20 protein-coding genes, 1 tRNA gene and 1 pseudogene are annotated in these 23094 nt (G+C 56.4%); 11 read left to right on the forward strand and 11 right to left on the reverse strand.

Going from position 1 to position 23094, the window contains the following annotated elements:
- The 3 genes from AC2FJ5_RS05060 to AC2FJ5_RS05070 are packed head-to-tail and all read left to right on the forward strand — an operon-like array spanning position 1 to position 3755.
- Entirely contained in the window at positions 1 to 918 is a 918-nt protein-coding gene (locus AC2FJ5_RS05060; RefSeq protein ID WP_496786113.1) for a dihydrodipicolinate synthase family protein, read from the forward strand.
- Between the two features lie 3 nt (positions 919 to 921).
- Positions 922 to 2418, forward strand: a complete 1497-nt coding sequence (locus tag AC2FJ5_RS05065; RefSeq protein ID WP_496792669.1) for an aldehyde dehydrogenase — start codon at positions 922 to 924, stop codon at positions 2416 to 2418.
- Entirely contained in the window at positions 2415 to 3755 is a 1341-nt protein-coding gene (locus AC2FJ5_RS05070) for an NAD(P)/FAD-dependent oxidoreductase (RefSeq protein WP_496792670.1), read from the forward strand. Before AC2FJ5_RS05065 ends, AC2FJ5_RS05070 begins: the two co-directional genes overlap by 4 nt.
- Here the strand turns inward: AC2FJ5_RS05070 and AC2FJ5_RS05075 are convergent, their stop codons facing one another.
- The 4 genes and pseudogenes from AC2FJ5_RS05075 to AC2FJ5_RS05090 all read right to left on the reverse strand — a co-directional run.
- Entirely contained in the window at positions 3756 to 4490 is a 735-nt protein-coding gene (locus AC2FJ5_RS05075) for an SDR family NAD(P)-dependent oxidoreductase (protein ID WP_496792671.1), read from the reverse strand.
- On the reverse strand, positions 4487 to 5218 hold the full coding sequence (locus tag AC2FJ5_RS05080) for an SDR family NAD(P)-dependent oxidoreductase (RefSeq protein ID WP_271948145.1): 732 nt from the start codon (positions 5216 to 5218) through the stop codon (positions 4487 to 4489). Before AC2FJ5_RS05080 ends, AC2FJ5_RS05075 begins: the two co-directional genes overlap by 4 nt.
- A 67-nt stretch (positions 5219 to 5285) precedes the next feature.
- Entirely contained in the window at positions 5286 to 6827 is a 1542-nt protein-coding gene (locus tag AC2FJ5_RS05085) for a trimethylamine methyltransferase family protein (protein ID WP_142635980.1), read from the reverse strand.
- A 122-nt stretch (positions 6828 to 6949) separates the two neighbouring features.
- Positions 6950 to 7099: pseudogene (locus AC2FJ5_RS05090) on the reverse strand (BCCT family transporter); the annotation flags it as partial.
- A gap of 143 nt (positions 7100 to 7242) precedes the next feature.
- On the opposite strand from AC2FJ5_RS05090, the gene AC2FJ5_RS05095 reads away from it, so the two are divergent.
- From AC2FJ5_RS05095 to AC2FJ5_RS05130, 8 genes are all read left to right on the forward strand, one after another.
- The gene (locus AC2FJ5_RS05095; protein WP_496792673.1) at positions 7243 to 8148 is read left to right on the forward strand and encodes a LysR substrate-binding domain-containing protein; all 906 of its coding nucleotides are present in this window, start codon (positions 7243 to 7245) and stop codon (positions 8146 to 8148) included.
- A gap of 91 nt (positions 8149 to 8239) precedes the next feature.
- Positions 8240 to 9394 carry an aromatic ring-hydroxylating oxygenase subunit alpha gene (locus AC2FJ5_RS05100; RefSeq protein WP_496691671.1) on the forward strand — a complete coding sequence of 385 codons (1155 nt, stop codon included), beginning with the start codon at positions 8240 to 8242 and terminating at the stop codon, positions 9392 to 9394.
- Positions 9395 to 9441: 47 nt separating this feature from the next.
- The gene (locus tag AC2FJ5_RS05105; protein WP_496792674.1) at positions 9442 to 9666 is read left to right on the forward strand and encodes a hypothetical protein; all 225 of its coding nucleotides are present in this window, start codon (positions 9442 to 9444) and stop codon (positions 9664 to 9666) included.
- Between the two features lie 125 nt (positions 9667 to 9791).
- Positions 9792 to 12212, forward strand: coding sequence for a GcvT family protein (locus AC2FJ5_RS05110; protein WP_496792675.1), 2421 nt, complete (start codon positions 9792 to 9794; stop codon positions 12210 to 12212).
- Between the two features lie 102 nt (positions 12213 to 12314).
- Entirely contained in the window at positions 12315 to 13289 is a 975-nt protein-coding gene (locus AC2FJ5_RS05115) for an alpha/beta fold hydrolase (RefSeq protein ID WP_496792677.1), read from the forward strand.
- A gap of 82 nt (positions 13290 to 13371) precedes the next feature.
- Positions 13372 to 13448 (forward strand) — tRNA-Met (locus tag AC2FJ5_RS05120).
- 515 nt (positions 13449 to 13963) lie between these two features.
- Complete coding sequence (locus AC2FJ5_RS05125) at positions 13964 to 14716, forward strand: MBL fold metallo-hydrolase (protein WP_496792679.1); 753 nt, start codon at positions 13964 to 13966, stop codon at positions 14714 to 14716.
- Positions 14713 to 15657 carry an MBL fold metallo-hydrolase gene (locus AC2FJ5_RS05130; protein ID WP_496792680.1) on the forward strand — a complete coding sequence of 315 codons (945 nt, stop codon included), beginning with the start codon at positions 14713 to 14715 and terminating at the stop codon, positions 15655 to 15657. Before AC2FJ5_RS05125 ends, AC2FJ5_RS05130 begins: the two co-directional genes overlap by 4 nt.
- Position 15658: 1 nt before the next feature.
- On the opposite strand, the gene AC2FJ5_RS05135 is transcribed toward AC2FJ5_RS05130, so the two are convergent.
- The 7 genes from AC2FJ5_RS05135 to soxC all read right to left on the reverse strand — a co-directional run bounded on the left by AC2FJ5_RS05135 (position 15659) and on the right by soxC (position 23078).
- A complete protein-coding gene (locus AC2FJ5_RS05135) occupies positions 15659 to 16717 on the reverse strand; it encodes a YeeE/YedE family protein (protein WP_496792681.1) in 1059 nt (352 codons plus the stop codon).
- A gap of 52 nt (positions 16718 to 16769) precedes the next feature.
- Positions 16770 to 17993 carry a 5-aminolevulinate synthase gene (gene hemA / locus AC2FJ5_RS05140; protein WP_496792683.1) on the reverse strand — a complete coding sequence of 408 codons (1224 nt, stop codon included), beginning with the start codon at positions 17991 to 17993 and terminating at the stop codon, positions 16770 to 16772.
- A 1-nt stretch (position 17994) separates the two neighbouring features.
- Positions 17995 to 18429: a DUF302 domain-containing protein gene (locus AC2FJ5_RS05145; RefSeq protein ID WP_142635862.1), complete on the reverse strand. Its 435-nt coding sequence runs from the start codon at positions 18427 to 18429 to the stop codon at positions 17995 to 17997.
- An 80-nt stretch (positions 18430 to 18509) separates the two neighbouring features.
- Positions 18510 to 19772: an FCSD flavin-binding domain-containing protein gene (locus AC2FJ5_RS05150; RefSeq protein ID WP_496792684.1), complete on the reverse strand. Its 1263-nt coding sequence runs from the start codon at positions 19770 to 19772 to the stop codon at positions 18510 to 18512.
- A gap of 27 nt (positions 19773 to 19799) precedes the next feature.
- Positions 19800 to 20504: a c-type cytochrome gene (locus tag AC2FJ5_RS05155; RefSeq protein ID WP_496792685.1), complete on the reverse strand. Its 705-nt coding sequence runs from the start codon at positions 20502 to 20504 to the stop codon at positions 19800 to 19802.
- Between the two features lie 2 nt (positions 20505 to 20506).
- A complete protein-coding gene (locus tag AC2FJ5_RS05160; RefSeq protein ID WP_496792687.1) occupies positions 20507 to 21832 on the reverse strand; it encodes a c-type cytochrome in 1326 nt (441 codons plus the stop codon).
- A complete protein-coding gene (gene soxC / locus AC2FJ5_RS05165; RefSeq protein WP_496696175.1) occupies positions 21816 to 23078 on the reverse strand; it encodes a sulfite dehydrogenase in 1263 nt (420 codons plus the stop codon). The genes AC2FJ5_RS05160 and soxC overlap by 17 nt, the downstream gene beginning before the upstream one ends.
- Positions 23079 to 23094 lie beyond the last annotated feature (16 nt).

Below are 23094 nucleotides of genomic sequence, written 5' to 3' on the forward strand. Positions count from 1 at the left end.
ATGAACCCAATTTTCCGATTTGAGGGGGTCTATACCCCGGTGGTCACGCCCTATCAGGCCGACGACAGCGTGAACTGGGACGCGCTGGCGCAGGTGATCGAGCTTCTGATCAAGAACGGCGTGCATGGTCTAATCTCGGGCGGGTCGACAGGTGAGAATTATGCGCAGACCGTGGAGGAACGGCTCGAATTGGCGCGGTTCACCCATGTGCGTCTGAAAGGCCGTTTGCCTCTGGTTGTTGGCACGGGCGCGATGTTGACGTCGGACTCGGTTGCGCTGGCGTCGGGTGCAAAGGAAATTGGGGCGGACGCGATCCTGTTGGCCAGCCCGCCCTATTCGGTGCCCACCGACCGCGAAAATGCGCTGAATGCGCTGGCCATCGACAAGGCCGCCGACCTGCCGGTAATGCTGTACAATTATCCTCACCGCACAGGCACGATGATGGGCGAAGAATTCCTGGACCGCGTCGGACGCAGCAGGAATTTCTGCGGCATCAAGGAAAGCTCGGGCGATATCAATCGGGTGCATCTTTTGGCGCGGGACTATCCGCATATCCAACTGGGATGCGGTATGGACGATCAGGCGCTGGAATTCTTTGCCTGGGGCGCGCCGTTCTGGGTCTGTGGCGGCTCGAACTTTCTGCCTGCCGAGCATGTGGCGCTATACCAGGCCTGTGTAATCGAGGGCGATTTTGCCAAGGGCCGCCGGATCATGTCGGCGCTGATGCCCTTGATGCGAGTATTAGAACAGGGTGGCAAATTCATCCAGACCATCAAGCATGGTGTCACAATGAATGGGATTGACGCGGGCACCGTTCGACCGCCGCTGAAATCTTTGAACAAAGATGACAAACGCGCGCTAGAGCAAGTGACGCGCGTGCTGAAACAGAAAATCGCTGACATCATGGCAGAGGGGTAAGGTATGACATTGCTGACGCAGGACGAATACGACTCCATCGCCGCGGGTCTGACCTTGCCAACCGGCGCCTTTATTGATGGCGCGTACCGCCCGGCGATTTCCGGGCAGTCCTTCACAACGGTTAACCCGGCGACCAACAAGAAATTGGCCAACATTGCCGCCTGCGGTGTAGCGGACGTGGATTTTGCCGTCGAGAAGGCGCGCGAAGCGTTCGAAGATGGCCGCTGGTCGAGGCTGCACCCATCCGAGCGCAAAAATGTGCTGATCCGGTTGACCAAACTGATCACACGCAATGCACGTGAACTGGCGGTGATGGAAAGTCTCGACAGTGGCAAGACCATCTTTGACTGCGAGACCGTCGACCTGCCCGAGACCATTCATTGCCTGAAATGGCACGCCGAGGCGATCGACAAGATCTATGATCAGGTCTCGCCCGCCAGTGACGACCACATCGCTTTGGTCGTGCGCGAGCCGATTGGCGTTGTCGGGTTAGTCCTGCCCTGGAATTTCCCATTGCTGATGCTGGCATGGAAGATCGGGCCCGCTCTGGCTGCGGGCTGCTCGGTGGTGGTGAAGCCGGCCGAGGAAACTTCACTGACGGCATTGCGGCTGGCCGAACTGGCGATGGAGGCCGGTCTGCCACGCGGCGTCCTAAACATCGTCCCCGGCGCAGGTGCCGAGGTGGGCGAACCTATCGGACGGCACATGGATATCGATATGGTGTCCTTCACCGGTTCAACCGTGACTGGCAAACGGTTTCTGAGCTATTCGGCGGAAAGCAACGCCAAAGAGGTGGTGCTTGAAATGGGCGGCAAGAATCCGGCCATTGTGATGGAAGATGCGGAAAATCTGGACCGCGTGGCGGCACATATCGTCAATGGTGCGTTCTGGAACATGGGTGAGAACTGCTCGGCCACGTCCCGCCTGATTGTCCACAAGGCCGTAAAGGCCGAGTTGCTCGACCGCATCGCCCATCATGTAAAGCAATGGAATGTCGGCGAGCCTCTGAACCCGGAAACACGATTGGGCGCAATGGTCAGCGAAGCTCATTTCGATAAGATCTGCGGATATCTGGATCAGGCCGAAAACGTGGTGATCGGAGGCAAAGCGGACAATGGCTTTGTCGAGGCCACCGTAGTCGAACTCCCTGGCAATGAGGCCATCCTGGCACGTGACGAAATCTTTGGTCCTATTCTTTCGGTGATCACGGTTTCCAGCTTTGATGAGGCCATCAAGATCGCCAACGATACCGAGTATGGTTTGTGTGCGTCGATCTTCACAGCCAATGCGAAACGCGCCATTCGCGGGGCGCGGATGATCCGGGCGGGAACGGTGACTGTAAACAGTTTTGGAGAGGGCGATATCACTACGCCCTTTGGCGGTTATAAACAGTCTGGCTTTGGTGGGCGCGACAACTCGATCCATGCGCATGACCAGTATACCCAGCTAAAAACCATCTGGGTCGACCTGTCCGACGATGCGGATGAGGCCGTGGATTGAGCAGCTATGCCACCCGAACCCTGCCAGTCCATCGCGGACCTGCGGCCTGGAGCGTCATATTAGGCGATCCACCCCCAGCCCAAGAACTGGATGGTGATCTGACGGCGGATGTCGTGATTGTTGGTGCCGGTTTCGCAGGCCTGTCAGCGGCACAGCGTTTGAGGCAGCTGCAAAGCGACGCAAAGATCATCGTGCTTGAGGCTGGCCGCGTGGCCGAAGGGGCTGCTGGGCGCAATACGGGTTTTATGATCGATCTGCCACATGACCTCGCCTCGGACAATTATTCCGGGCCGGGGGATGATCGCACCATGATCACACTAAACCGACTTGCAATTGATTTTGCCCGATCGGCGGTCGAGCAATATCAGATCGACCCGAATTTCTTTGATCCGGCTGGCAAGGTTAACGGAGCGGTGAGCGCGGCGGGACATGCACATAATATCAGCTATGCGCATCATCTCAGCACTTTGGGTCAGACCAGTGAAATGCTCGACCAACAGCAGATGCACGCCCTGACAGGGTCGCGCCACTATCGGTCGGGGCTATACACACCCGGCACGGTTATGTTGCAACCAGCAGGCTATATTCGCGGTCTGGCTGCGGGACTGATCAAGGATGGCATTGCATTGTACGAGGGCTCTGGCGTGACCGGGTTTGAGAAGCAAGGCGGTGCGTGGCTGGTAAAAACCGCGCGCGGTACCGTCAGCACTGGTACAGTCATCCTGACGGTGAACGGGCATCTGGAAAGCTTTGGGATCGAGCGCGATCGACTGATGCAACTGTTCCTTTTTGCGGCAATGACCCCTGAGCTGGACGCCGAAGTGCTGTCGCGGCTTGGGGGGCAACCCCGCTGGAGTGTCACACCATCTGATCCGTTGGGTACAACGATGCGGCGCATTGATACGGCGCAGGGCGGCAATCGGATCATAACCCGTACCTGCGCGGCCCTGCGCCCGGGCATGACCTCAACTGCTGGTGATCTGGCGCGCGCCTCGCGGGTGATGCAGCGCAAATTCGACCAGCGATTTCCGCAGTTGGCGGGGCTGGACATGCAATATCACTGGGCCGGTCATCTCTGCCTCAGCCTGAACGGCGTTTCCGTCGCGCGAGAGGTCGAACAGGGCGTGATTTCCGGCTGCGTCCAGAATGGGCTAGGCACGGCGCGCGGCACCCTGACCGGTATCGCGGCAGCAGAACGCACCTGCGGCCACAGCTCGAATATCACCCGGTATTTCGACGCCCAGGATCAACCCAAACGCCTGCCCCCAAAACCATTCCGCGAGATCGGTGCCAATGCAGTGCTGCGCTGGAAAGAATGGCGCGCGCGGGACGAGTGATCAGGGCAGGCTCAGCTTGGCCATGCGGCCTCCGTCGACTGTGTAGACCTGCCCGGTGATAAAGCTGGCATCATCCGACGCCAGGAAGGCGACCAGCGCCGCAACCTCTTGCGGGCTTCCGGTTCGCGCAACGGGGTGTATGCGCTTGATAACCTCGTGAAATGTCTCAGGGTCCGGCATTGAGGCGATGAAATCCACGTTCAACTCGGTGTCGATCCAGCCAGGGGCCACGGCGTTGCAACGAATGCCCTCTGCCCCATGATCCACGGCCACCGCTCGTGTCAGGCCATGCAACCCGGCTTTGGATGCGCAATAGGCAGCATGGCCGGGATTGCTGCCCAGCCCCTCAATCGAGCCGATATTGACAATCGCCCCGCCCGCCCGCCGTAGATGGGGCAGCGCCGCCTTGATCAGCAGGAACGGGGCCGTGAGGTTGACTGTTAGCGTGCGCTGCCAGTCTGCAAGGCTCATCTGCTCGACGCCGGCTTCCTGCATCATGCCTGCATTATTGACCAGAATGTCCAATCGCCCGGACAGATCAACGACCTGATTGACTACCGTTTGCGGGCTGAGGGGATCTCTGAAATCGGCCTCGAACCCTTCGAATTCCGGATCGCTCCCACGTTGCGCAGTAAAGACCCGTGCACCTTCGTGTTGCAAACGTTCCGCGATGGCGCGTCCGATACCGCTGCGCCCGCCCGTGACCAGCGCGGTTTTGCCGGTAAATCGCGTCATGAAACCGGTTTTCCTCCGTTCACTTCCAGCAATGCCCCGCACACATAGCGCGCGGCGTCCGAGGCAAGAAACATCACCACATCAGCAATATCCTCGGGCTCGGCGATACGCCCCAAGGGCACCGTCCGGCCCAGCTCGGCCACGGCAGTATCCGGATCGAAGCCGCGTTTTTCAAACCCCGACCGCAGCATCGGCGTGTTTACTTCATTCGGGCAGACGGCGTTAATGCGGATGCCCTGATGCGCGTGGTCCATACCCATGCATTGTGTCAACGACGCAATAGCTGCCTTGGTCATGCAATAGACCGCGTGGTTCGGCCCAGGGCGCAGCCCCCAGCATGACGCGGTGTTCACGATCGCGCCACCACCACGCGCCGCCATGATCGGGATTGCGGCGCGACAGATGCGAAAGGGCGCCTCGACATTCACGCCCAGCGACAATGCCCAGTCGGTATCCGAGGTCTCGGTCACCGCTCCGCGGGTGATGACCCCCGCATTGTTAACAACGATATCCAGCCCGCCCAGCGCATCCGCCGCATGTTGCGGCAATGCATCTGCATAAGCACTCTCGCGCAAATCGCCGGGCAAATGGGCGTCGGCTTCGATACCCTCAACCGAAACGTCCGCAACCGCAACTCGTGCCCCTGCCTGCCGCATCCGCTGTGCAATAGCAGATCCGATGCCGCCCGCAGCCCCTGTGATGAGCGCTGTTTTGCCCGTCAGCTCCATTTTCCCTCCGAGTGCTAAATAGAAACCCACCCGACAATGCAGTCGGGATAGGTCCAAGGCGAAATCTTTAATAGGTTTGGTTCAGCTCGTCAGCGGCGGGAATTTCCCGTTCACGCCGGGCAATATAGTCCAGCAGGGCCTCGTTTTTGGCCACGTCCAGTGTCGGTTCCTGGTATTCGGCCAGCAACTTGCGCGCGTGCTTCAACGCGCGCTCAGTGATCTCAACCCCGCCTTCTGCCACCCATTGCTCAATCGAGTTATTGTCGAACATCTCGGGCATGAAAAACGCCGTTTGAAAATTGTCCTGCGTGTGCGGATGACCCAGATAGTGCCCGCCTGGACCGACCTCTGGAATGGCGGCAAGAGCTTGGTCGAAATCATCCCATTGCGGGCCTTCTGCCATGCGATAAGCCATCGCACATTGTTCAGCATCGACAATGAACTTGGCGGTGGAACAATGCATCCCGGCCTCATTCCAGCCGGCCGAATGCCAAATATAGTTCGCACCGGAATGAAGAACGGCCTGTAGCGTCGTGGCGGATTCGTACCCGGCCTGCGCATCAAATGTCTTGGCCCCACCCAGCGTATTCGAGGTGCGCCATGGAACGTCGTAGAACCGGGCCATCTGCCCGATCATAAAGTTCATCAGGCTGATCTCGGGCGTGCCGGCCATCGGGGCACCTGATTTCATCGACACCGTCGACAGGTAGTGCCCGTAAATCGCCGGAGCACCTTTGCGAATGACTTGGGTATAGGCCAGCGCGCTCAGTGCTTCGGCGTTCAACTGCGCCACTGTGGCGGGAACCGATGCGGGCGTATTGGCCCCGCCCAGCACAAAGGGCGAGCACAAGACAGGCTGATTGCGGCGAGAAAAGGCCCGCATCGCGCCCAGCATCGTTTCATCCCAGACCAGCGGAGAGTTTCCGTTGCAGTTTCCCGTGGTGACCGGGTGATCTTCAATGAAATCTTCCCCGAACAGGATCGCACACATCTCAATGACGTCTTCGGCGTTTCTGGGCGAGGTGGTCATACCCATGAACGTCTTGTCCGAATGTTTCATCGACGAATAGGTAATGCGCAAATGTCGCTGACTGATCGGGTGGTCGTAAGGTTCGACAATGTGATGCGCCGAGGAATGCATCGCCGGCAGCATGTGGCTTAGTTTGTGGAACATTGCCAGATCATCGAGCGTCGGATTACGCCTCACGTCATCGAGATCGCGCAGAAAGGGCGCGCCGGTCATCGGCACAAAGATCGAGTGCCTTCCGCCCAGTCGCACGTTCTTGTTCGGATCGCGTGCATGATAAGTGAAGGTGCTGGGAATGGTGGCGATCAGCTCTCGGACCAGGCCCCGGTCCAGATAGACCAGTTCGCCCTCGACCTTTGCACCAGCTTTTTTCCAATCCTCCAGTGCGATTGCATCGCGAAACTGAACACCGACATTCTCGAGAATATCCATTGAGGCGCTGTCGATCCGGTCGATCTGGCTGCCATCCATCACCTCGCATAGTGGGATGCCTCGGGTCAGGCCGGGCAACATCTCGAAATTCGGAGCAGAGCGCAGCGCGCGCCGGGCCGCACGGCCACCGGTTCGGGTCATGGTACGCATATTCACAGGGCGATCCTCCAATCCTCCCCAAAAGATTGCGGTATTTGGTCAAAGCAAGCCTCACCAATTGCGATACATGTTTGCAGGAAGCGACCCACACCCGAAACCGCCGAAATGATCTACAGACCCATGATGACGAGCAGACCTGCTATCAGTTCAACCATGCTTGGCGCGGGATCATCTCCGCCCATATCCATGATCCACTCCATGTCCGTGATGGCATAAGAACCGTCAATGAACTGGCTGACACCAAACCCGGTCGTCACAGAAACATTACCTGATTTTGACGGCACGCATCGGAAACACGGCACTCGACATCATCGTTTTTGAAAATTTCTTCTGGCGCACAATCTTAAAAAGTCCAATATTTGAGTGAGAATAATTAACCTGAAGACCGCCAACGGCTACACCTGTCATGTCCAGACGTCACTATAATCTGCCGCCACTCACCACGCTGTCGGCCTTCGAAGCCGCTGCGCGCCATCTAAGCTTCAAGAATGCGGCTGAAGAACTGTCAGTGACGCCGGGCGCGGTCAGTCATCAGATCAAAGCGTTGGAAGGTGATCTTGGCACCGCCTTGTTCCAGCGCAAACACCGGGGGGTCGAACTGACGGAAGACGGCAAAGCGCTGTATGACGCGCTGGCTTCTTCGTTTACCCGCATCTCAAAAACACTGGCAACAATCCGCGACCGTGCCACCGTCGAAAAGGTAACCGTAGGATCAACCACTGCAGTGGCTGCTCTTTGGTTGTCGCCATCGGTAATCCGGTTCTGGCGCGAAATGCCTGAAGTAAATGTTGACCAGCTTTCACAGGATCGACCATTTCGGGATCGGCCGGATATCGATTTCTTTATTCGCTACGGCCGGGACGGCAACGGTGACCTGTCGCACACCCCTCTGTTTCGGGATTGCCTAGTCCCCGTCGCCTGCCCAGAGGTGGCGGATCGGTTGGCCGGTGCAAGCCTTGAAGATCTCGCAGCTGAACGACTGATACATCTGGACTCTGAAGACCGCAGCTGGACCACTTGGCCCGAATGGTTTCAACAACTCGGGTACACGGGAACCATTCCGATCGATTCTCGTGTGAACAGCTATTCGGTAGCCCTCCAGCGGGCGCGTAAGGGGGCCGGGCTGGTTCTTGGATGGCAACGCTTGATCCAACCCATGCTGAAATCGGGAAAGCTGGTGGCGATCGGGCCCCACCTCCAGATCGCTCCAAACCAGTTTTATCTGGTTGGCCGCTCGGATGAAGACTTGTCCGAAAGTGCCCGGGCGCTGAAAGATTGGATCATTCAAGAGGTTCAGGACGGTTCGGTTTAGGTGAAATCACTCTGTGATGAGGTTTTCTGATATTGAGTGGATGCCAGCGTATCCGCCAATAGAGACCAAACAACACCTGCAGGAGAGCCCGATGAACAAGCATACTGCGCTGTCTTCCGTTCTGGTCGATGTGAATGTCGCAAACGGCCTGCCAAACGAACACTATATCGACCCGGCACTTTTCGCCGAAGAGCGTAGATCGGTTTTGTACGCCAACTGGTCTGGGATCGGCTTTGGCAAAGACGTGCCCGAGGAAGGCGATGCCATGCCGGTCGATTTCCTAGGCATGCCTTTACTAATCGTGCGGGATCGGGATGGTGAGGTTGGCGTATTTCAAAATACCTGCCGTCACCGCGGGATGATCCTTGTCGATACCCCTCGCAAGATAAGTGGCGCGATCCGTTGCCCCTATCACAGCTGGTGCTACAGCCTGAAGGGAGAGCTGCGTGCGACGCCACATGTTGGCGGCGCCGGTCACAACACCCATGAGGACGTGGATCGCAAATCTCTAGGCCTTATCCGTATTCGCTCTTATGTCTGGCGGGACGTGGTCTTTGTTAATGTGGACGGCAATGCACCCGAATTCGAAGAGGCGCACGCCGCCTTATTGGAACGCTGGAAAGAGTTTGATCAACCAGTACATCACGGCGGTGAGGCCTCTTCGTTCAAGTTGGAGGTCAAGACCAACTGGAAGCTGGCGGTTGAGAACTATTGCGAAAGCTATCACCTGCCCTGGGTGCATCCCGGCCTGAACAGTTATTCGCGACTTGAAGATCACTATAACATCGAAATGCGCGGGCATTATTCCGGTCAAGGCACGCTGGTCTATCGACAACTCACTGACCATGACGGCACCACATTCGCCGATTTCGACGGGCTAAGCGATCAATGGAATGAGGGCGCAGAGTATGTGGCCGTGTATCCAAATGTTCTTTTGGGTGTGCAGCGTGACCATGCCTTTGCCATTGTCCTGGAACCGGTTGATCACGAAAATACCGTTGAGCATATCGAGCTTTATTATGCCAAAAGCATCGAAGACACACCTGAACATGATGGCCTGAGGGCGGCAAACGCCCAGCAATGGAAAACTGTGTTTGAAGAGGATGTGTTCGTTGTTGAAGGGATGCAAAAGGGTCGGCACGGAATGTTGTTCGACGGCGGTCGGTTCTCTCCGGTGATGGATGGTCCGACCCATAATTTCCATCACTGGGTTGCGACGCAGATTGAAAGCGGTCGCGCCGACTGAACCAGCTGTCTGGCCATGCTTGACTGGCCAGATGCGACGGAGACCCGATGGACAGAACAGAATTGGATCGCTTGCTACTTGAGGCGCATGATCATGATGATCCTGCCGCGTTGGTCCGCTATTACACTATTGCAGCAGATGAATGCGAAGCGGTGCAAGATATCGACGCGGCCTGTTTTTACCTGACCCACGCCTTTGTATTCGCCCTGGAAGCCGGGGCCTCTGAAACAGATGAATTGAACCACAGACTGGTCGAGTATGGACGTGCATAGTGGTGGGCATCGGAGACTAACCTTGGTTTATATCTGTTCAATCCCACGTGAAATTTAAACCCGTTGTCTTGGGTTCAGTACTGGTAACACATGACGACAAGACCAAAATTTTGGATGACAGACTCATGAAGACAAATGCACAGGCAGTGGTAATCGGCGGGGGTGTGATTGGGTGCTCGATCCTGTATCACCTGACCAAATCGGGGTGGTCAGACGTGGTGCTGTTGGAACGGGATGAACTGACATCCGGCTCGACCTGGCACGCGGCGGCGAACATCCACGGACTGCATGACAGCACCAATATCAGCCGCATCCAACACTATACGATGACGCTGTACAAAGAGCTTGAGGCTGAAACCGGCCAAAGCTGCGGCGTGTTCCAGCCCGGCTCGTTATATCTGGCCCAAACCGAAGAGCGCGAACACCAGCTGAGGCTACAGGCCGCCAAGGCCAAGCTGTACGGGATGAATTTCTATGAGATCAGTATCGAAGAGGCGCAGCGTCTGAACCCGCTGGTCAATTACGATGGCATCCGATGTGTCATGTACGAACCTGATGGCGGTAATGTTGATCCCTCGGGGGTCACCAACGCCTACGCTGTCGGAGCGCGCCAGCGTGGGGCCGAAATCCACCGCTTTACGCCGGTCACTGCGACAGATCAGCAAGAAGACGGCACCTGGATCGTGCGCACCCCTAAGGGGGACATCCAAACGCCGTGGGTTGTGAATGCCGCCGGTCTGTGGGGCCGCGAAGTTGCCATGTTGGCCGGGATCGAGCTACCCCTGCAACCGACCGAGCATCAGTATTTTGTCACCGAAACCATGGCTGACGTCGCGGCGCATGATACCCGCCTGCCCTCGGTCAGTGACCGCGATGGCGAGTACTATTTGCGGCAGGAAGGTCAGGGCCTTTTGGTGGGGGCTTATGAAAAGGATATGAAATTCTGGGCCGAGGACGGCACACCCCTGGATTTTGCCCATGATCTGTTTCCCGACGATCTGGAGCGGATCGAAGAGAATATGATGAACGCCATCGAACGCGTACCTGCCGTGGGCGACGCTGGGATCAAACGGGTCATCAACGGACCGATGATCTGGTCACCGGATGCCAACGTTCTGATGGGGCCAGTGCCCGAGGTCGACGGCTATTTCTGCTGCAACGGCATCATCCCGGGTTTCTCGCAATCGGGTGGCATGGGCCTGATGGCGGCGCAGTGGATCATCGAAGGCGAAACCCAATACGACATGTTCGCCTGGGACGTGGCGCGGTTCGACACATGGGCTACGAAAGATTTCACCAAGGCCCGCGTGCAGGATCAGTACGCACACCGCTTTGCCATCCACTTCCCAAATGAAGAACGCAGCGCAGGACGCCCTGCCCGGACCCGCCCGATTTATGACAGGCAAAAGGACATGGGTGCCGTCTTTGGCCTGAATGTCGGATGGGAACACCCGCTGTGGTTCGCAGAGGCGCCCGGCGCCACGGACACCAACGGATTCACCCGCCAGAACTGGTGGGAACCGGTGGGCGCGGAATGCCGGATGCTGCGCGATCGGGCCGGGATCATCGACATCTCAAACTTTGCCAAATATGTTTGCAAAGGTCCGGGAGCCGAGGGTTGGCTTAATGCCGTATTCGCAAATTCCATGCCGAGATCGGTTGGTCGATCCTGCCTGACCCCGCTGATCTCAAAACGTGGTGGTATTGCTGGCGATTTCACCGTGACGCGCTTGGCCGACGACGAATTCTGGATCATCGGCTCGGGCATGGCCGAACGCTATCACAAACGGTTCTTCAAACAGGTTCCTCTGCCCGACGGCACCCGTTTCGAAAGCCGCACCGAAGAGACTTGCGGCTTTAACGTGGCTGGACCGAAATCGCGGGAAATCCTGCAACGGCTTACGAATACCTCGCTCAGCCCCGAGGATTTCCCCTTCATGCGCTCGCAACAGATCGAGATCGCCGGAATTGCGGTCCTGGCGCTGCGTGTCTCCTTCACCGGCGATCTGGGCTGGGAGGTGCATTGCGCCGCGAAAGATCAGCTCCGCCTGTATGAGGCGCTGATCGAGACCGGAAAAGAGTTCGGCGCAGGCCCAGTTGGCAGCCGCGCACTGATGTCGCTGAGGATCGAAAAGGGCTATGGGTCTTGGGGGCGCGAATACAGCCCCGAATACTGGCCACACGAGGTCGGGTTGGACCGGTTGTGCAAATTCGACAAATCGTTCCTGAACAAAGATGCCGCAAATACTGCCATGACCTCTCCGGCCAGAGAGCAGCTTGTCCTGCTGCACCTGGACGAAGCCGACACCGCAGCTTCGAACGCTGACGCGACCGGAGGCGAACCCATTTTCATGGACGGGCGCGGAATTGGTCGGGTGACATCGGGCGCTTATGGCTATTCCGTGGGTATGTCGCTGGCCTTGGGCTATGTTTCGGGTGCCGAGGCAGGCGATAGGGTCGAGGTCATGGTATTAGGGCGCCCGCATAGGGCAACGATCCTGAAAGAACCGCCCTTTGATCCAACTGGGACGATCTTGCGCGGCTAACCCAGTCCGCATTAGATCCTTCAAGCGAGCTGTGGACATTGCCTTCGGGTTGTGGCGCTATCCGGCCAGTAATCTGATCTGCTCCATCCAGAGGATAGGCTGATGACAATCTTCCTGACTATTGCGCTGTTCATTGCACTGTTTCTTTTTGCGATGAATCTTTGGACCCGCAAGCTGACCCGTGACGGCCGGATGCGTGTCCCACAACAGGGGGTTATCATTTCCGTGCGCGGCGGCGATATCCACTATGTGGAAAAGGGCGACCCTTCCAATCAGACGGTTGTGCTCATTCATGGGCTGGCCGGGCAGTTGCAACATTTCACCTACGCCATGATGGATAAACTGGCCGAGGATTTTCACGTCATTGCCGTGGATCGCCCCGGTTGCGGATACTCAACTCGTGAGACGGCAGAGCTTGGGCGGTTGCCCGAACAGGGCCGCATGATACATGAATTTCTAGAGGCAAAGGGGGTCAGCAACCCAATTCTGGTCGGCCATTCGCTGGGTGGCGCGGTTTCTCTGGCGATGGCGCTGGATTACCCGGACAAGATCAAAGCGCTGGCCCTGCTAGCTCCGCTTACTCAGGCGATGCCCGGGCCGCCCGCCGTGTTCAAACCGCTTGAAATCCGGACGGCATGGCTGCGCAGTCTGATCGGCAACACGATTGCCGTCCCGCTGGCCGCAAAAACCGCACCGCACACCCTTAGCGCGGCATTTGCGCCAGAACCCGCGCCCCAAGACTTTCTGGACCGCGCCGGCGGCGCTTTGGGGATGCGTCCATCCGCGTTTATCAGCGCCTCACAGGATGTGATCGGGATTGAACAGAGCATGCCGGCCCAGGTCGCCCGTTATGGCGACCTGAAAGTGCCTGGCTCCATATTGTTTGGAGCACAGGATGCGCTCTTGTCAGCCACGCAACACGGTGAATCAATGCAGGCGTTTGGTCTGAGTTTTGAACAGATCGAAGGGCTGGGCCATATGATCCCCCTGACAGTCCCGGACATCTGCAACAACTTCATTCGCGGCGTGGTACAAAATACAGAACCCAGGGCGACGGTTGTGCCGAATTCGGATTAGTCCCAGCTAAAATATTCCCAACAAAGGCGCCATTTCCCTCTTGACCCTCCCCAACCCCTCCCTTAAATCGCCATTCACTCATGGCGGAGTAGCTCAGTTGGTTAGAGCAGCGGAATCATAATCCGCGTGTCGGGGGTTCAAGTCCCTCCTCCGCTACCAAATTCCCATAACATATCAGTTAGAAACGTGAACTCAGCGTTGCTCTCACGTACCGCAAACATGGTTTGGGTGGCATTTTGGGTAACAGCAGACGAATTTTGTGTTCAAAAAGAACTGGGAATCGTCACGAAAAAGCGGGAAACGCCACACGCCGCAACCAGTCCCATTTCGCTCCAAGAGTTGAGATGCAGGCTCTCAGGGGCACCGGTGTAATCGCTAACTTACCCGCCGGTACCGAAGAAGTTGAGTAGACTTCTTAGTGATCAAGACGAAAGCAGCTTTGCACACACAGCCTTTCTTTCTCCATTTACAAATAATAACATTCATTTTATTGATTGTGTATGGATGGAAATACATTTTCTCGCCGCACTTTCTTGTACAGCGCCGCTTGCCTTGGGATGCTTGGTACTCAATCCAGGATCGTGAGGGCCGAGTTGCAACTCGGCTCTTCAGCTCGGATTTCAACCGTATCAGACGGGTACCTGTCATTGCCACCGGAAATGATCTTTGGGTCCATGCCGAAAGAAGAACTCGAACAGCTTCTGAATCGCAATCGAGTGGACGCGACCAAGTACGAGCCAGAGTGCAACGTGGCGCTCTATCGTGATGGTATAAACACGGTGCTATTCGATGTCGGAGCTGGGCCGGATTTCATGCCCACGTCTGGCAAACTTATGGAAACTGTTGAAACAATCGGCCTGTCGCCCGAAGACGTTTCGCACGTGATTTTCACCCATGCGCACCCGGATCACATCTGGGGCATTTTGGATGACTTCGACGACCTGCTTTTCCCCAACGCGACGCATCACTTTGGCCGTAAAGAGTGGGACTATTGGTGGAACCCTTCAACGGTAGATTCAATAGGAGAAGATCGCGCTGCGTTCGCTGTAGGCGCGAAGCGCCGGATGGCAGAAATTGAGGATCAGGTGGCGTTCTTTGACGACGGACAAGAGATCCTTCCAGGCATTGCCGCCCGTGCAAGCTTTGGGCACACACCCGGCCACATGGCGTTTGAAATCCGCAGCGGCAGTGAATCCGTGATGATTGTCGGCGATGCGTTGGGAAATCCACACGTGGCTTTTGAACGGCCTGATTGGCACAGTGGCACCGATCAGGATCCACAGGCAGCTGCAGCAACTCGTAGTTTGCTGCTAGATCAGATTTCTCGCGAGCAAATGAAGATAATTGGCTTCCACCTGCCGAATGGTGGAATCGGCCGGGTCGAAAAAACTGGCTCTGCGTATAAGTTCATTGGAGAACCAACATGATACGAACGCTTGCGATTGCCTTGGCCTTGGCCGCACCAGCTTGGGCAAGCGAGGAAATTGCAGACCAATATCCGCAAAGCGTGCTGTATTCCAAACCGGTCGAGTATATCCCTGGCGTCTATTCCGCCATTGGCGCAACCGCACCACCAACCTACGAGAACTCTGGTCACAACAACAACCTCAGCTTCATTGTAACCGGTGAAGGTGTGGTCGTCATAAACGGCGGTGCAGCCTATGTCCTTGCCGAAGCGCTTCACAAGGAAATTCAGGCCATCACGGATCAGCCGGTCAGACTTGTCTTCAACGAGAATGGCCAGGGGCACGCGATGCTTGGCAACGCTTACTGGTCAGAACTCGGCATTCCGATCATCGCACATTCAGAAGCAGCGGCCGAATTCGAGGAATATGGCCCGCAAATTCTGCAGGGAATGCAGCGATACAATCAGGACAAGGCAGACGGAACATTCCTGGCCGGCCCAACCGAGACATTCGATGATGAATACGTGGTTGAGATGGGTGAATTCCGGATTGAGGCAAAGTACCTCGGCCCTGCCCATAGTCCCGGCGATATCTCGATCTGGTTGCCGAACCAAAGCCTTGTCATTGCGGGCGACATGGCGTTTCACGAACGCATGCTGCCAATCTTTCAAGACACCTATACAGCGGATTGGCTTGAAACTTGGGACACCGAATTCGAGGCTTTAGATGCCACTTATGTTATACCGGGACACGGCCATCCTACGAACATGGGTCAGGTGCGCCGCTATACACGCGACTATCTGGTATATCTGCGTGGCAAAATTCAAGAGCATATGGATGCAGGAGGTGATCTGGCTGAGGCTTACTACGTCGATCAGTCACCTTATGCCAACCTGGACACGTTTGAAGAACTGGCCACGAAAAATGCAGGGCGCGTTTTCGAACAGATGGAATTCGAGTAGCTCAGGAATGTTGCGAAACAGGGATTAGCATCAATAGTCTATGCGTGCTGATCGCCCCGACCCACATGAAAAATACGGCAACCCATGCGGTCAATGACAGAGCGGACCCTCCTGAAAGCCCGGCACCCACCGCGCAACCTCCCGCCAGCATGGCCCCAAACCCCATGAGAACAGCCCCTACGAGGTAGCGTTCCATCGGAGTATCCGAGCCAAATCGTTCGATCCTCCACTCCCCTGCAGTCAAGGCTGAGCCTGCCGCGCCAATTACTACGCCTGGGACAAGGCCGATACCGAAGGACAACACAACGTTTCGACTTGCAACCAACGCCATTAGTGTGTCCGTGGCCGGTCCGGTAAACGTGACAGAAGACACAGGCACGACTTCAAAAGATGCTTGTGCGATGGCAAATGTTATCAACCAGCCGAGCGCCACAGCCAGGCCAACTCCTGCGGCCGCTATGATCCTTATAGGCGCGACTTTCCGGTGGGACGCAAAGACAATGGCCGACACCAATCCCAACGCTGCAACGGCTGTATAAACCGTTGGCGAGAACCCAAGTATTTCTGAAAGATCACGCGGCGCGCCTCCTGGGACAGCCCAGATACCAGACAGCAACTCGCGGGCGGGACTAAGAACACCTGTGTAGGCGGCTTGAGCCACTAAGGTCAAAACCAACCCCGTAACCAAGGCGCGCAGATTACCGCAGGAGGCTAATACCAAAAGGCGAGATGCACATCCACGCGCCAGAACCATGCCTGCGCCAAACATCGCTCCACCAATTACCGCGCCGCTCAGGCTACCTGTCGACGCGATTGCACGTGTCTCGGAAAGGTCTAGCCACTCAAACGCGATAAGCGCCTGTACCAAGGCGAGCGCAGTGGTGAAGGCGATCAGCCAAACCGCCAAGCGGGGACCTAACTCGCCTTCAGCGACTTCGACTGCCGACGCTCTTAAACAAAAGTGAGACTTCTGAGCCGTCACGCCAAACAAGATACCGACGAGCACTCCGGCAAATGCCAAAGCGCCAGAGTCTCCCAACAGATCGATGAGTCTCTCCATCAACAGAAACTCTCACTTCGTAACGTGTGCATCCTTGTCTTCGGTCAAGTTGTCATTGCGCGACCATTGGCCTGCGCGCCAACTGGCATTGCGTCCACAACTCACCCAATGCAGATACCAGTCGATCCACGTCTTCAGTTGAATGCACCGGCGACGGTGTAATCCGTAGACGCTCCGTTCCCTTGGGAACGGTTGGATAGTTGATCGGCTGGATGTAAATTCCATAGTCACGCATCAGTACATCAGAGATGAAGCGACACTTAACCGGATCGCCGACCATGACCGGAATGATGTGACTTGGGTTCGGAGTATGGGGAATACTCAGTTCGTCCAGCCTGTCTCGAACTTCGCGCACTCGCTGCTGGTGCAGATATCGTTCCGCATTGCTTCGCTTCAGGTGCCGAACCGAGGCTGCCGCACCTGCGGCTACGGTCGGAGGCAATGCAGTGGTAAAGATAAACCCGCTGGCAAAGGACCGGACGAAGTCCACAAGCTCTTTCGACGCCGCGATGTATCCACCGACGACACCGAAGGCTTTGCCTAATGTCCCCTCGATAACGGTTAGGCGATCCATCAGGCCTTCACGTTCGGCGATGCCACCGCCGCGCGGTCCATAAAGCCCTACGGCGTGAACCTCATCCAAATAGGTCATCGCGCCATAGCGATCCGCCAAATCACAGATCTCGGCAACTGGCGCTATATCACCATCCATGGAATAGACGCTTTCGAACGCGATGAGCTTTGGTGCGTTGGCTGGTATGTCAGCAAGTTGCCTTTCAAGGTCTGCAATATCATTGTGCTTCCAGATCCGCTTTTGACAACGGCTGTGGCGAATTCCCTCTATCATCGAGGCATGGTTCAACTCGTCTGACAGTACAGTGATGCCAGGAATGCGGGAGGCCAAAGTTCCCAAAGCCGCCCAGTTTGAGACGTAGCCGGACGTAAATAGCAATGCCGCCTCTTTGCAGTGCAAGTCGGCAAGTTCCTGTTCCAGCAAAACGTGCTCATGAGTGGTTCCAGAGATATTCCGCGCACCACCCGCCCCGGCACCACACTCATCAATCGCATGGTGCATTGCTGCAAGAATGCAGGGGTGTTGACCCATGCCAAGATAATCATTTGAGCACCAGACAGTGACTTTTTCGGGACCGTCTTCTGCGTAATTGCGCGCGGTCGGGAATGCACCGCACTGCCTTCCGAGATCCGCAAAGACCCTATAGTTCCCTTCCTCTTGAAGCTGGTCCAGTTGATCACGAAAAAACTGCTGATAGTTCATTTCAATTCCCTACGGCCTCTTCGACGATCTCGGATAACAGGGTCTGAACCTTTTGCATTGGCCCGTCAGGGTAGCCTCGATATCCCACCATCACGCCACTGTCGTCCTCGGCTACAAAAATCCCGTAGGGGCAGAAGCCGATATTCATAGGGTCGGCTTCCATCACCTCGCGCGAGATTTTTGCCGAGCAGAAAATGAAGATGTCTGCGGCCGCAAATATCTGCTTGTCACTGCCGACATCAGCGCCCGTGCGATTCAACATGTCGCCTACGTGGCTTACATGGTCGATGACCAGTCCCTGTCCAACAATCGCGGACTCGACGGCGAAGGTTGCATCATCAAAACTGCCGTCAAATGGGGCGGTGATGATCTCTTCCGCAAACGCATGGCTCACCAGAACAGTGGAAAACGCGGCTACAGCGATAAAGTGTTTCATGATTTTAATCCTCCTCTTGAGCCGCATCTTCTCAGATTGCTCATCAGGGTCTTTGACACCAGTCAAAGCCCCTGAATACCTTAACCGAACATGTCTGAAGTGATACCAGCGTACCAACCCAGCGACTCTTCATAAGTTGCTTTTCTCAAGTCCGCATCTTCGCCGGTCTGGCTGATAAAGCCGTCCACTTTGGCAATCTTTTCGGGAGTCGCTTCGTAAGTTGCGCCAACCTTGACGCCATCATCGGTGTCGATGAGCGACCAGCACGTGTTGGAGAACTTGGCCGGAAACACTTTGGACCCGGTCAACGCACCTCGCACGGCATTCGCACAGACTTTCGCCTGACTGTTGGCCGAGAAGCCGGATTTGGGCATGTCACCCTGTTGGCTGGCGTCACCAAGAACGTAGACATCCAGGTCGGCTTTGGAGGACATATCCGCGGCGTTCACGGGTGCCCAGTTGCCATCGGTCACCCCTGCCATTTCCGCAATGCGTCCGGCTTTCATCGCTGGGATCACGTTGCAGACATCGACCTTGGTTTCTTCGCCGTCGATAGTAACGGTCATTGCATCCGGGTTTACGGCGACATTGCCGCCGCCGAAATCTTCGCCGATCCAGTCAACCATTCCTTCGTAGTGGTTGGCCCAACCTTCTTGGAACAATGACATCTTGGAAAACTTCGGTTTCGGGTCAGCAACGATGATCTTTGCTGTCGGGTTGTTCGCCTTAAGAACATGCGCAACCATTGAAACCCGCTCATACGGTCCGGGTGGGCAACGGTACGGATTCGGTGGCGCGACCATTGCAAAGGTACCGCCTTCGGGCATTGCCATGATCTGCGCCTTGAGAAGCTCGGTCTGAGATCCAGCCTTGTACGCATGCGGCATTTTATTTTGCGCCGAGACGTCCCAGCCCTCGACCGCACCATCAACAAAGTCGATACCCGGGCTCAGGATCAGCTTGTCATATGGAACAGACCCGCCACCTGCCAAGGACACCGTCTTGGCATCGCGATCCACCCCTGTGGCCCAATCATGCACCACGTTGATGCCGTAGTTCGCGGCAAGCGTGCCATAGCTGTGGGCAATGTCCGAAAGCTCCTGAAACCCTCCCAGATACAGGTTTGAGAAGAAACAGGTGTAATAGGTCCGCGACGGCTCGATCAACGTTACGTCGATCTCACCATTGCTGTCTTTTGCGATGTAGCGCGCAGCAGTTGCACCGCCCGCACCGCCGCCGACAATTACCACGCGTGGTTTGCCTTGCGCCAACACCATCGGTGCCGATAACCCGGCTGCTACCACCCCGGCGGCTCCAAGAAATACTCGTCTATTTAGCGTCATCGCGTTTCCTCCTCTTGGACACAGTCACTATGGATTATTGAAGTAGGCAGCCAATGCCGCGATCTCGTCATTGCTCAGCCGTCCGGCAATCATTCGCATGACCGGGTGTGGCCGCTGTTTGTCTTTATATGCGTGCATGGCGACCACGAAGTCTTCGTCAGGCCAGTACACGATCGAGGGAATGCCCTCATCGCCTCCGTCGATCTGATGGCACGTTGTACATTCGCTGCTGAGATATGCGCCGTACTCCGGATCTCCTTGAATCGCCAAGATCGCGGGGTCGATAGAATGATCCGTGCCCTTCGCCGTCGGGTCCGCTTCTGGGATGTCCTGAGGATTGTCGGAAAAATCCCGCAAATAGGCGATCACGTTGGCGCGGTCTTCCGGGTCTTTCAGGCCACCAAAACTCATCCTGGTGCCTGACGCGAATGCACGTGGGTTTTCGATGTACGCAGACAGTGTGTCAGCGTGCCACTCCAGACCCGAGCTACCCGCGCGCGCAAGGCTTTTGGAATAGCTAAAGCCATCCAGACCAGCTGCCCTGCGCCCAAAAATCCCATTCAGATGCGGACCGATTTTGTTTTCGGCCCCCTTTCCAACCTGATGACAGCCTTTGCATTTGGCAAACACAGCTTTCCCTGCCTCAGCATCGCCAAGGTCTTCTGCAGCGTAGGTCGATGAAGCAGCAGCCCCAAAGAACGCGGCACAGACAAGCGCGTTCGACAAACGCATCGTCAACTTCCAAACGTCTTTAGATAGATGATCAAAGCTTCGATATCGTCCTGTTTTCTGAGACCTGCAAAAGACATCCTTGTGCCTTTCATGTATTCCTTGGGCTTCGTAAGAAAGGCAGTCATTTCTTCATCGGTCCAGACTAGTCCTGCCTCCGCAGACGCCTGCATCGCTTTGGAGTATTTGAAGCCCTCGACCGATCCAGCATTAGCTCCGATTACCCCGTTCAGAGCAGGCCCAGTGCTGTGCTTTGCACCTTCACCAATTTGATGGCAGGATTTACACTTCTTAAAGACTTTCTCTCCGGCAGCAGCCAGTTCTGTAACCTCGTCTGTCACTTCGGTTTCTTGAGCGGCCGGTATGACTGCGGCCTCTTCATCAGGCTTTGGCGCTGCAGTTGGAATGAACGAGGGGCCTTTCGCCGAAAACGCCGGCAACTCATCCGGGCTGGCATTATTCATGACCGAGTTCGAACCACCCTCCGCGGGAGTCTCAACCAGAAAAACAGAACGCATCGTGACGGCGGTCTCTGCCTTGCAGTTCTCCATGCAAGGCTCTTCGCGCCATTCAGTGTATTCGGTCTCGGGTCGTACATCGACTACGAAACCGTCCATATTGTACATTTTGAACTCGGAGAAGTTTTCGTTGTTTAGCTCGAAATCGTCATCCACCAAATCATTGGAGTAGAGGATGTATGCGACAATTGCGTAGGTCTCATCCGCTGTCAGCGTGCCCGCTTCACCAAAGGGCATTGAGCGGGAAATGTAATCCCAGGCAGTCGACAAATGTGGCCAATATGACCCAACGGTTTTTACAGGATCTTCGTCTGCAAGCGTGTCAAACCCACCGGCCAGAACAGGCCAGTTATCGGCACCTTCGGCAAATTCACCGTGGCACGACGCACAGCGGGCCACAAACACCTCTTCTCCGGTCCAGACGTCGCCTGAACCTACGGGTAGGCCACGCCCATCAGGCAAGACGTCAACGTCCCAGGCCGCGATCTCTTCCTTCAGTGCCGACCGCCCAAGCCCAAGGCTGCTCTCGCGGATGGGCGCGGTAGCCGTCAAGTTCGCACCATTGGCGACCCGTTCTGCCGCCGCAGCCTGGATTTCTTCGACTTTGATCTCCAGTTCGGCTGCTCGTTTGGATTCTGCTTCCGCATTCTCCTGGGCAACTGCTGCATGCGCCTCAACCTGCCCTATCCGGGTCTCCAATGTCTCAATCTTCGAGTGGCCGTAGTTCCGGTTCGCGAAAGACACAGCTACCGCAAGCACCAACGCCGTACCGCCAAATACAGGCAGGAAAACATGACTAAGAGACTTCAACATTCTCGGCGATCCCTTCTGCGCTCACGTACCAAGTCTGGATACAGTTGTTGTGGTAGACCGAGTTTTCTCCGCGTTTTTCACGCAACTGGTCTTTGGTTGGTTGCACATAACCGGTCTCGTCTATCGCCCGGGCCTGCAAGAGCATTGGCGCCCCGTCCCAGTTCGTATCGAGATAGAAACGTGTAAGAGCCTTGGTGTCGCCCTGCTTACCAAGACGCGCTGTCTCCCATGTGATTCCACCGTCCTTTGACACATCGACCCGTGTAATTTGTCCGTGGCCTGACCAGGCAAGCCCGGAAATGACCAGCGGACCCGGTCCGTGTTTGATCGGCATTTGCGGGCTGGGTGAGGTGATGACAGATTTAGCATCCATCACCCAAGTCCATTTCTGGGCCGTGCCATCGACGTAAACATCGGTGTATTTTGATGTTTCTTCGCGGCTTTCGACCGCCATATCGACAACCTCGATCCGGCGCAGCCACTTGACCCACATGTTGCCTTCCCAACCCGGCACCACGAGACGCACAGGGTACCCATGCTCCATCCGCAGCGCTTCGCCATTCGCCTTGAAGGCAACCAACACGTCATCCAGCGCTTTTTCCATCGGGATAGAGCGGCCATTGGACGACGCATCTGCGCCCTCAACATAGACCCATTTGTCAGGTGAGATGTCGGCACCTGCTTCCTGCAACAGCGCGCGCAGCGGAACACCGGTGTATTCCATGTTGTGAATCATGCCATGAGTAAATTGGACGCCGTTGAGTTGCGCACCAGCCCACTCCATGCCCGTGTTCGCCGCACATTCGCAGAAATACACGTGGTTTTCGCGCGGGAACCGCTCAATGTCTTCGTATGTAAAGACAAGCGGGTGATCAACCAGCCCGTTGATCATCAGGCGGTAGTCCTCCTTGCGCAGCTCAATCGCACCTGAATGGTGACGCTCAAAGGCGCATCCCTGCGGAGTGATCGTGCCATCGAGCGCGTGGATCGGCGTGAAGTTGATCGACGAAATCGGAGAGGCGGTCAGCCATTCCACATTGCGGCGCACGACATGGGATTCAAAGCTGATCGGCATGCCATAAGGCGTCTCATCAACACCTGCCCCCGTATAAGATGCCCAATCCTGAAGCTCTGTTATCAGTGGGTCGGGTGTTTCTGCCGCTGCCGCACCTGCAACGGATCCTGCGGCAACCGCGGCACTGCCTTTCAGGAAGGCCCGGCGGGACGGTTTGAACGCGTCATCCATATCTCTTAGGTCTCCA

The sequence above is a fragment of the Ruegeria sp. CDSA221 genome (genome assembly GCF_059611825.1).

Bases quoted from the DNA above. Each gene is read 5' to 3' on its own strand.
- AC2FJ5_RS05060 (WP_496786113.1), top strand. From the start codon at position 1: ATGAACCCAATTTTCCGATTTGAGGGGGTCTATACCCCGGTGGTCACG.
- AC2FJ5_RS05065 (WP_496792669.1), top strand. From the start codon at position 922: ATGACATTGCTGACGCAGGACGAATACGACTCCATCGCCGCGGGTCTG.
- AC2FJ5_RS05075 (WP_496792671.1), bottom strand. From the start codon at position 4,490: ATGACGCGATTTACCGGCAAAACCGCGCTGGTCACGGGCGGGCGCAGC.
- AC2FJ5_RS05080 (WP_271948145.1), bottom strand. From the start codon at position 5,218: ATGGAGCTGACGGGCAAAACAGCGCTCATCACAGGGGCTGCGGGCGGC.
- AC2FJ5_RS05085 (WP_142635980.1), bottom strand. From the start codon at position 6,827: ATGCGTACCATGACCCGAACCGGTGGCCGTGCGGCCCGGCGCGCGCTG.
- AC2FJ5_RS05095 (WP_496792673.1), top strand. From the start codon at position 7,243: ATGTCCAGACGTCACTATAATCTGCCGCCACTCACCACGCTGTCGGCC.
- AC2FJ5_RS05100 (WP_496691671.1), top strand. From the start codon at position 8,240: ATGAACAAGCATACTGCGCTGTCTTCCGTTCTGGTCGATGTGAATGTC.
- AC2FJ5_RS05105 (WP_496792674.1), top strand. From the start codon at position 9,442: ATGGACAGAACAGAATTGGATCGCTTGCTACTTGAGGCGCATGATCAT.
- AC2FJ5_RS05110 (WP_496792675.1), top strand. From the start codon at position 9,792: ATGAAGACAAATGCACAGGCAGTGGTAATCGGCGGGGGTGTGATTGGG.
- AC2FJ5_RS05115 (WP_496792677.1), top strand. From the start codon at position 12,315: ATGACAATCTTCCTGACTATTGCGCTGTTCATTGCACTGTTTCTTTTT.
- AC2FJ5_RS05125 (WP_496792679.1), top strand. From the start codon at position 13,964: ATGCCGAAAGAAGAACTCGAACAGCTTCTGAATCGCAATCGAGTGGAC.
- AC2FJ5_RS05130 (WP_496792680.1), top strand. From the start codon at position 14,713: ATGATACGAACGCTTGCGATTGCCTTGGCCTTGGCCGCACCAGCTTGG.
- AC2FJ5_RS05135 (WP_496792681.1), bottom strand. From the start codon at position 16,717: ATGGAGAGACTCATCGATCTGTTGGGAGACTCTGGCGCTTTGGCATTT.
- hemA (WP_496792683.1), bottom strand. From the start codon at position 17,993: ATGAACTATCAGCAGTTTTTTCGTGATCAACTGGACCAGCTTCAAGAG.
- AC2FJ5_RS05145 (WP_142635862.1), bottom strand. From the start codon at position 18,429: ATGAAACACTTTATCGCTGTAGCCGCGTTTTCCACTGTTCTGGTGAGC.
- AC2FJ5_RS05150 (WP_496792684.1), bottom strand. From the start codon at position 19,772: ATGACGCTAAATAGACGAGTATTTCTTGGAGCCGCCGGGGTGGTAGCA.
- AC2FJ5_RS05155 (WP_496792685.1), bottom strand. From the start codon at position 20,504: ATGCGTTTGTCGAACGCGCTTGTCTGTGCCGCGTTCTTTGGGGCTGCT.
- AC2FJ5_RS05160 (WP_496792687.1), bottom strand. From the start codon at position 21,832: ATGTTGAAGTCTCTTAGTCATGTTTTCCTGCCTGTATTTGGCGGTACG.
- soxC (WP_496696175.1), bottom strand. From the start codon at position 23,078: ATGGATGACGCGTTCAAACCGTCCCGCCGGGCCTTCCTGAAAGGCAGT.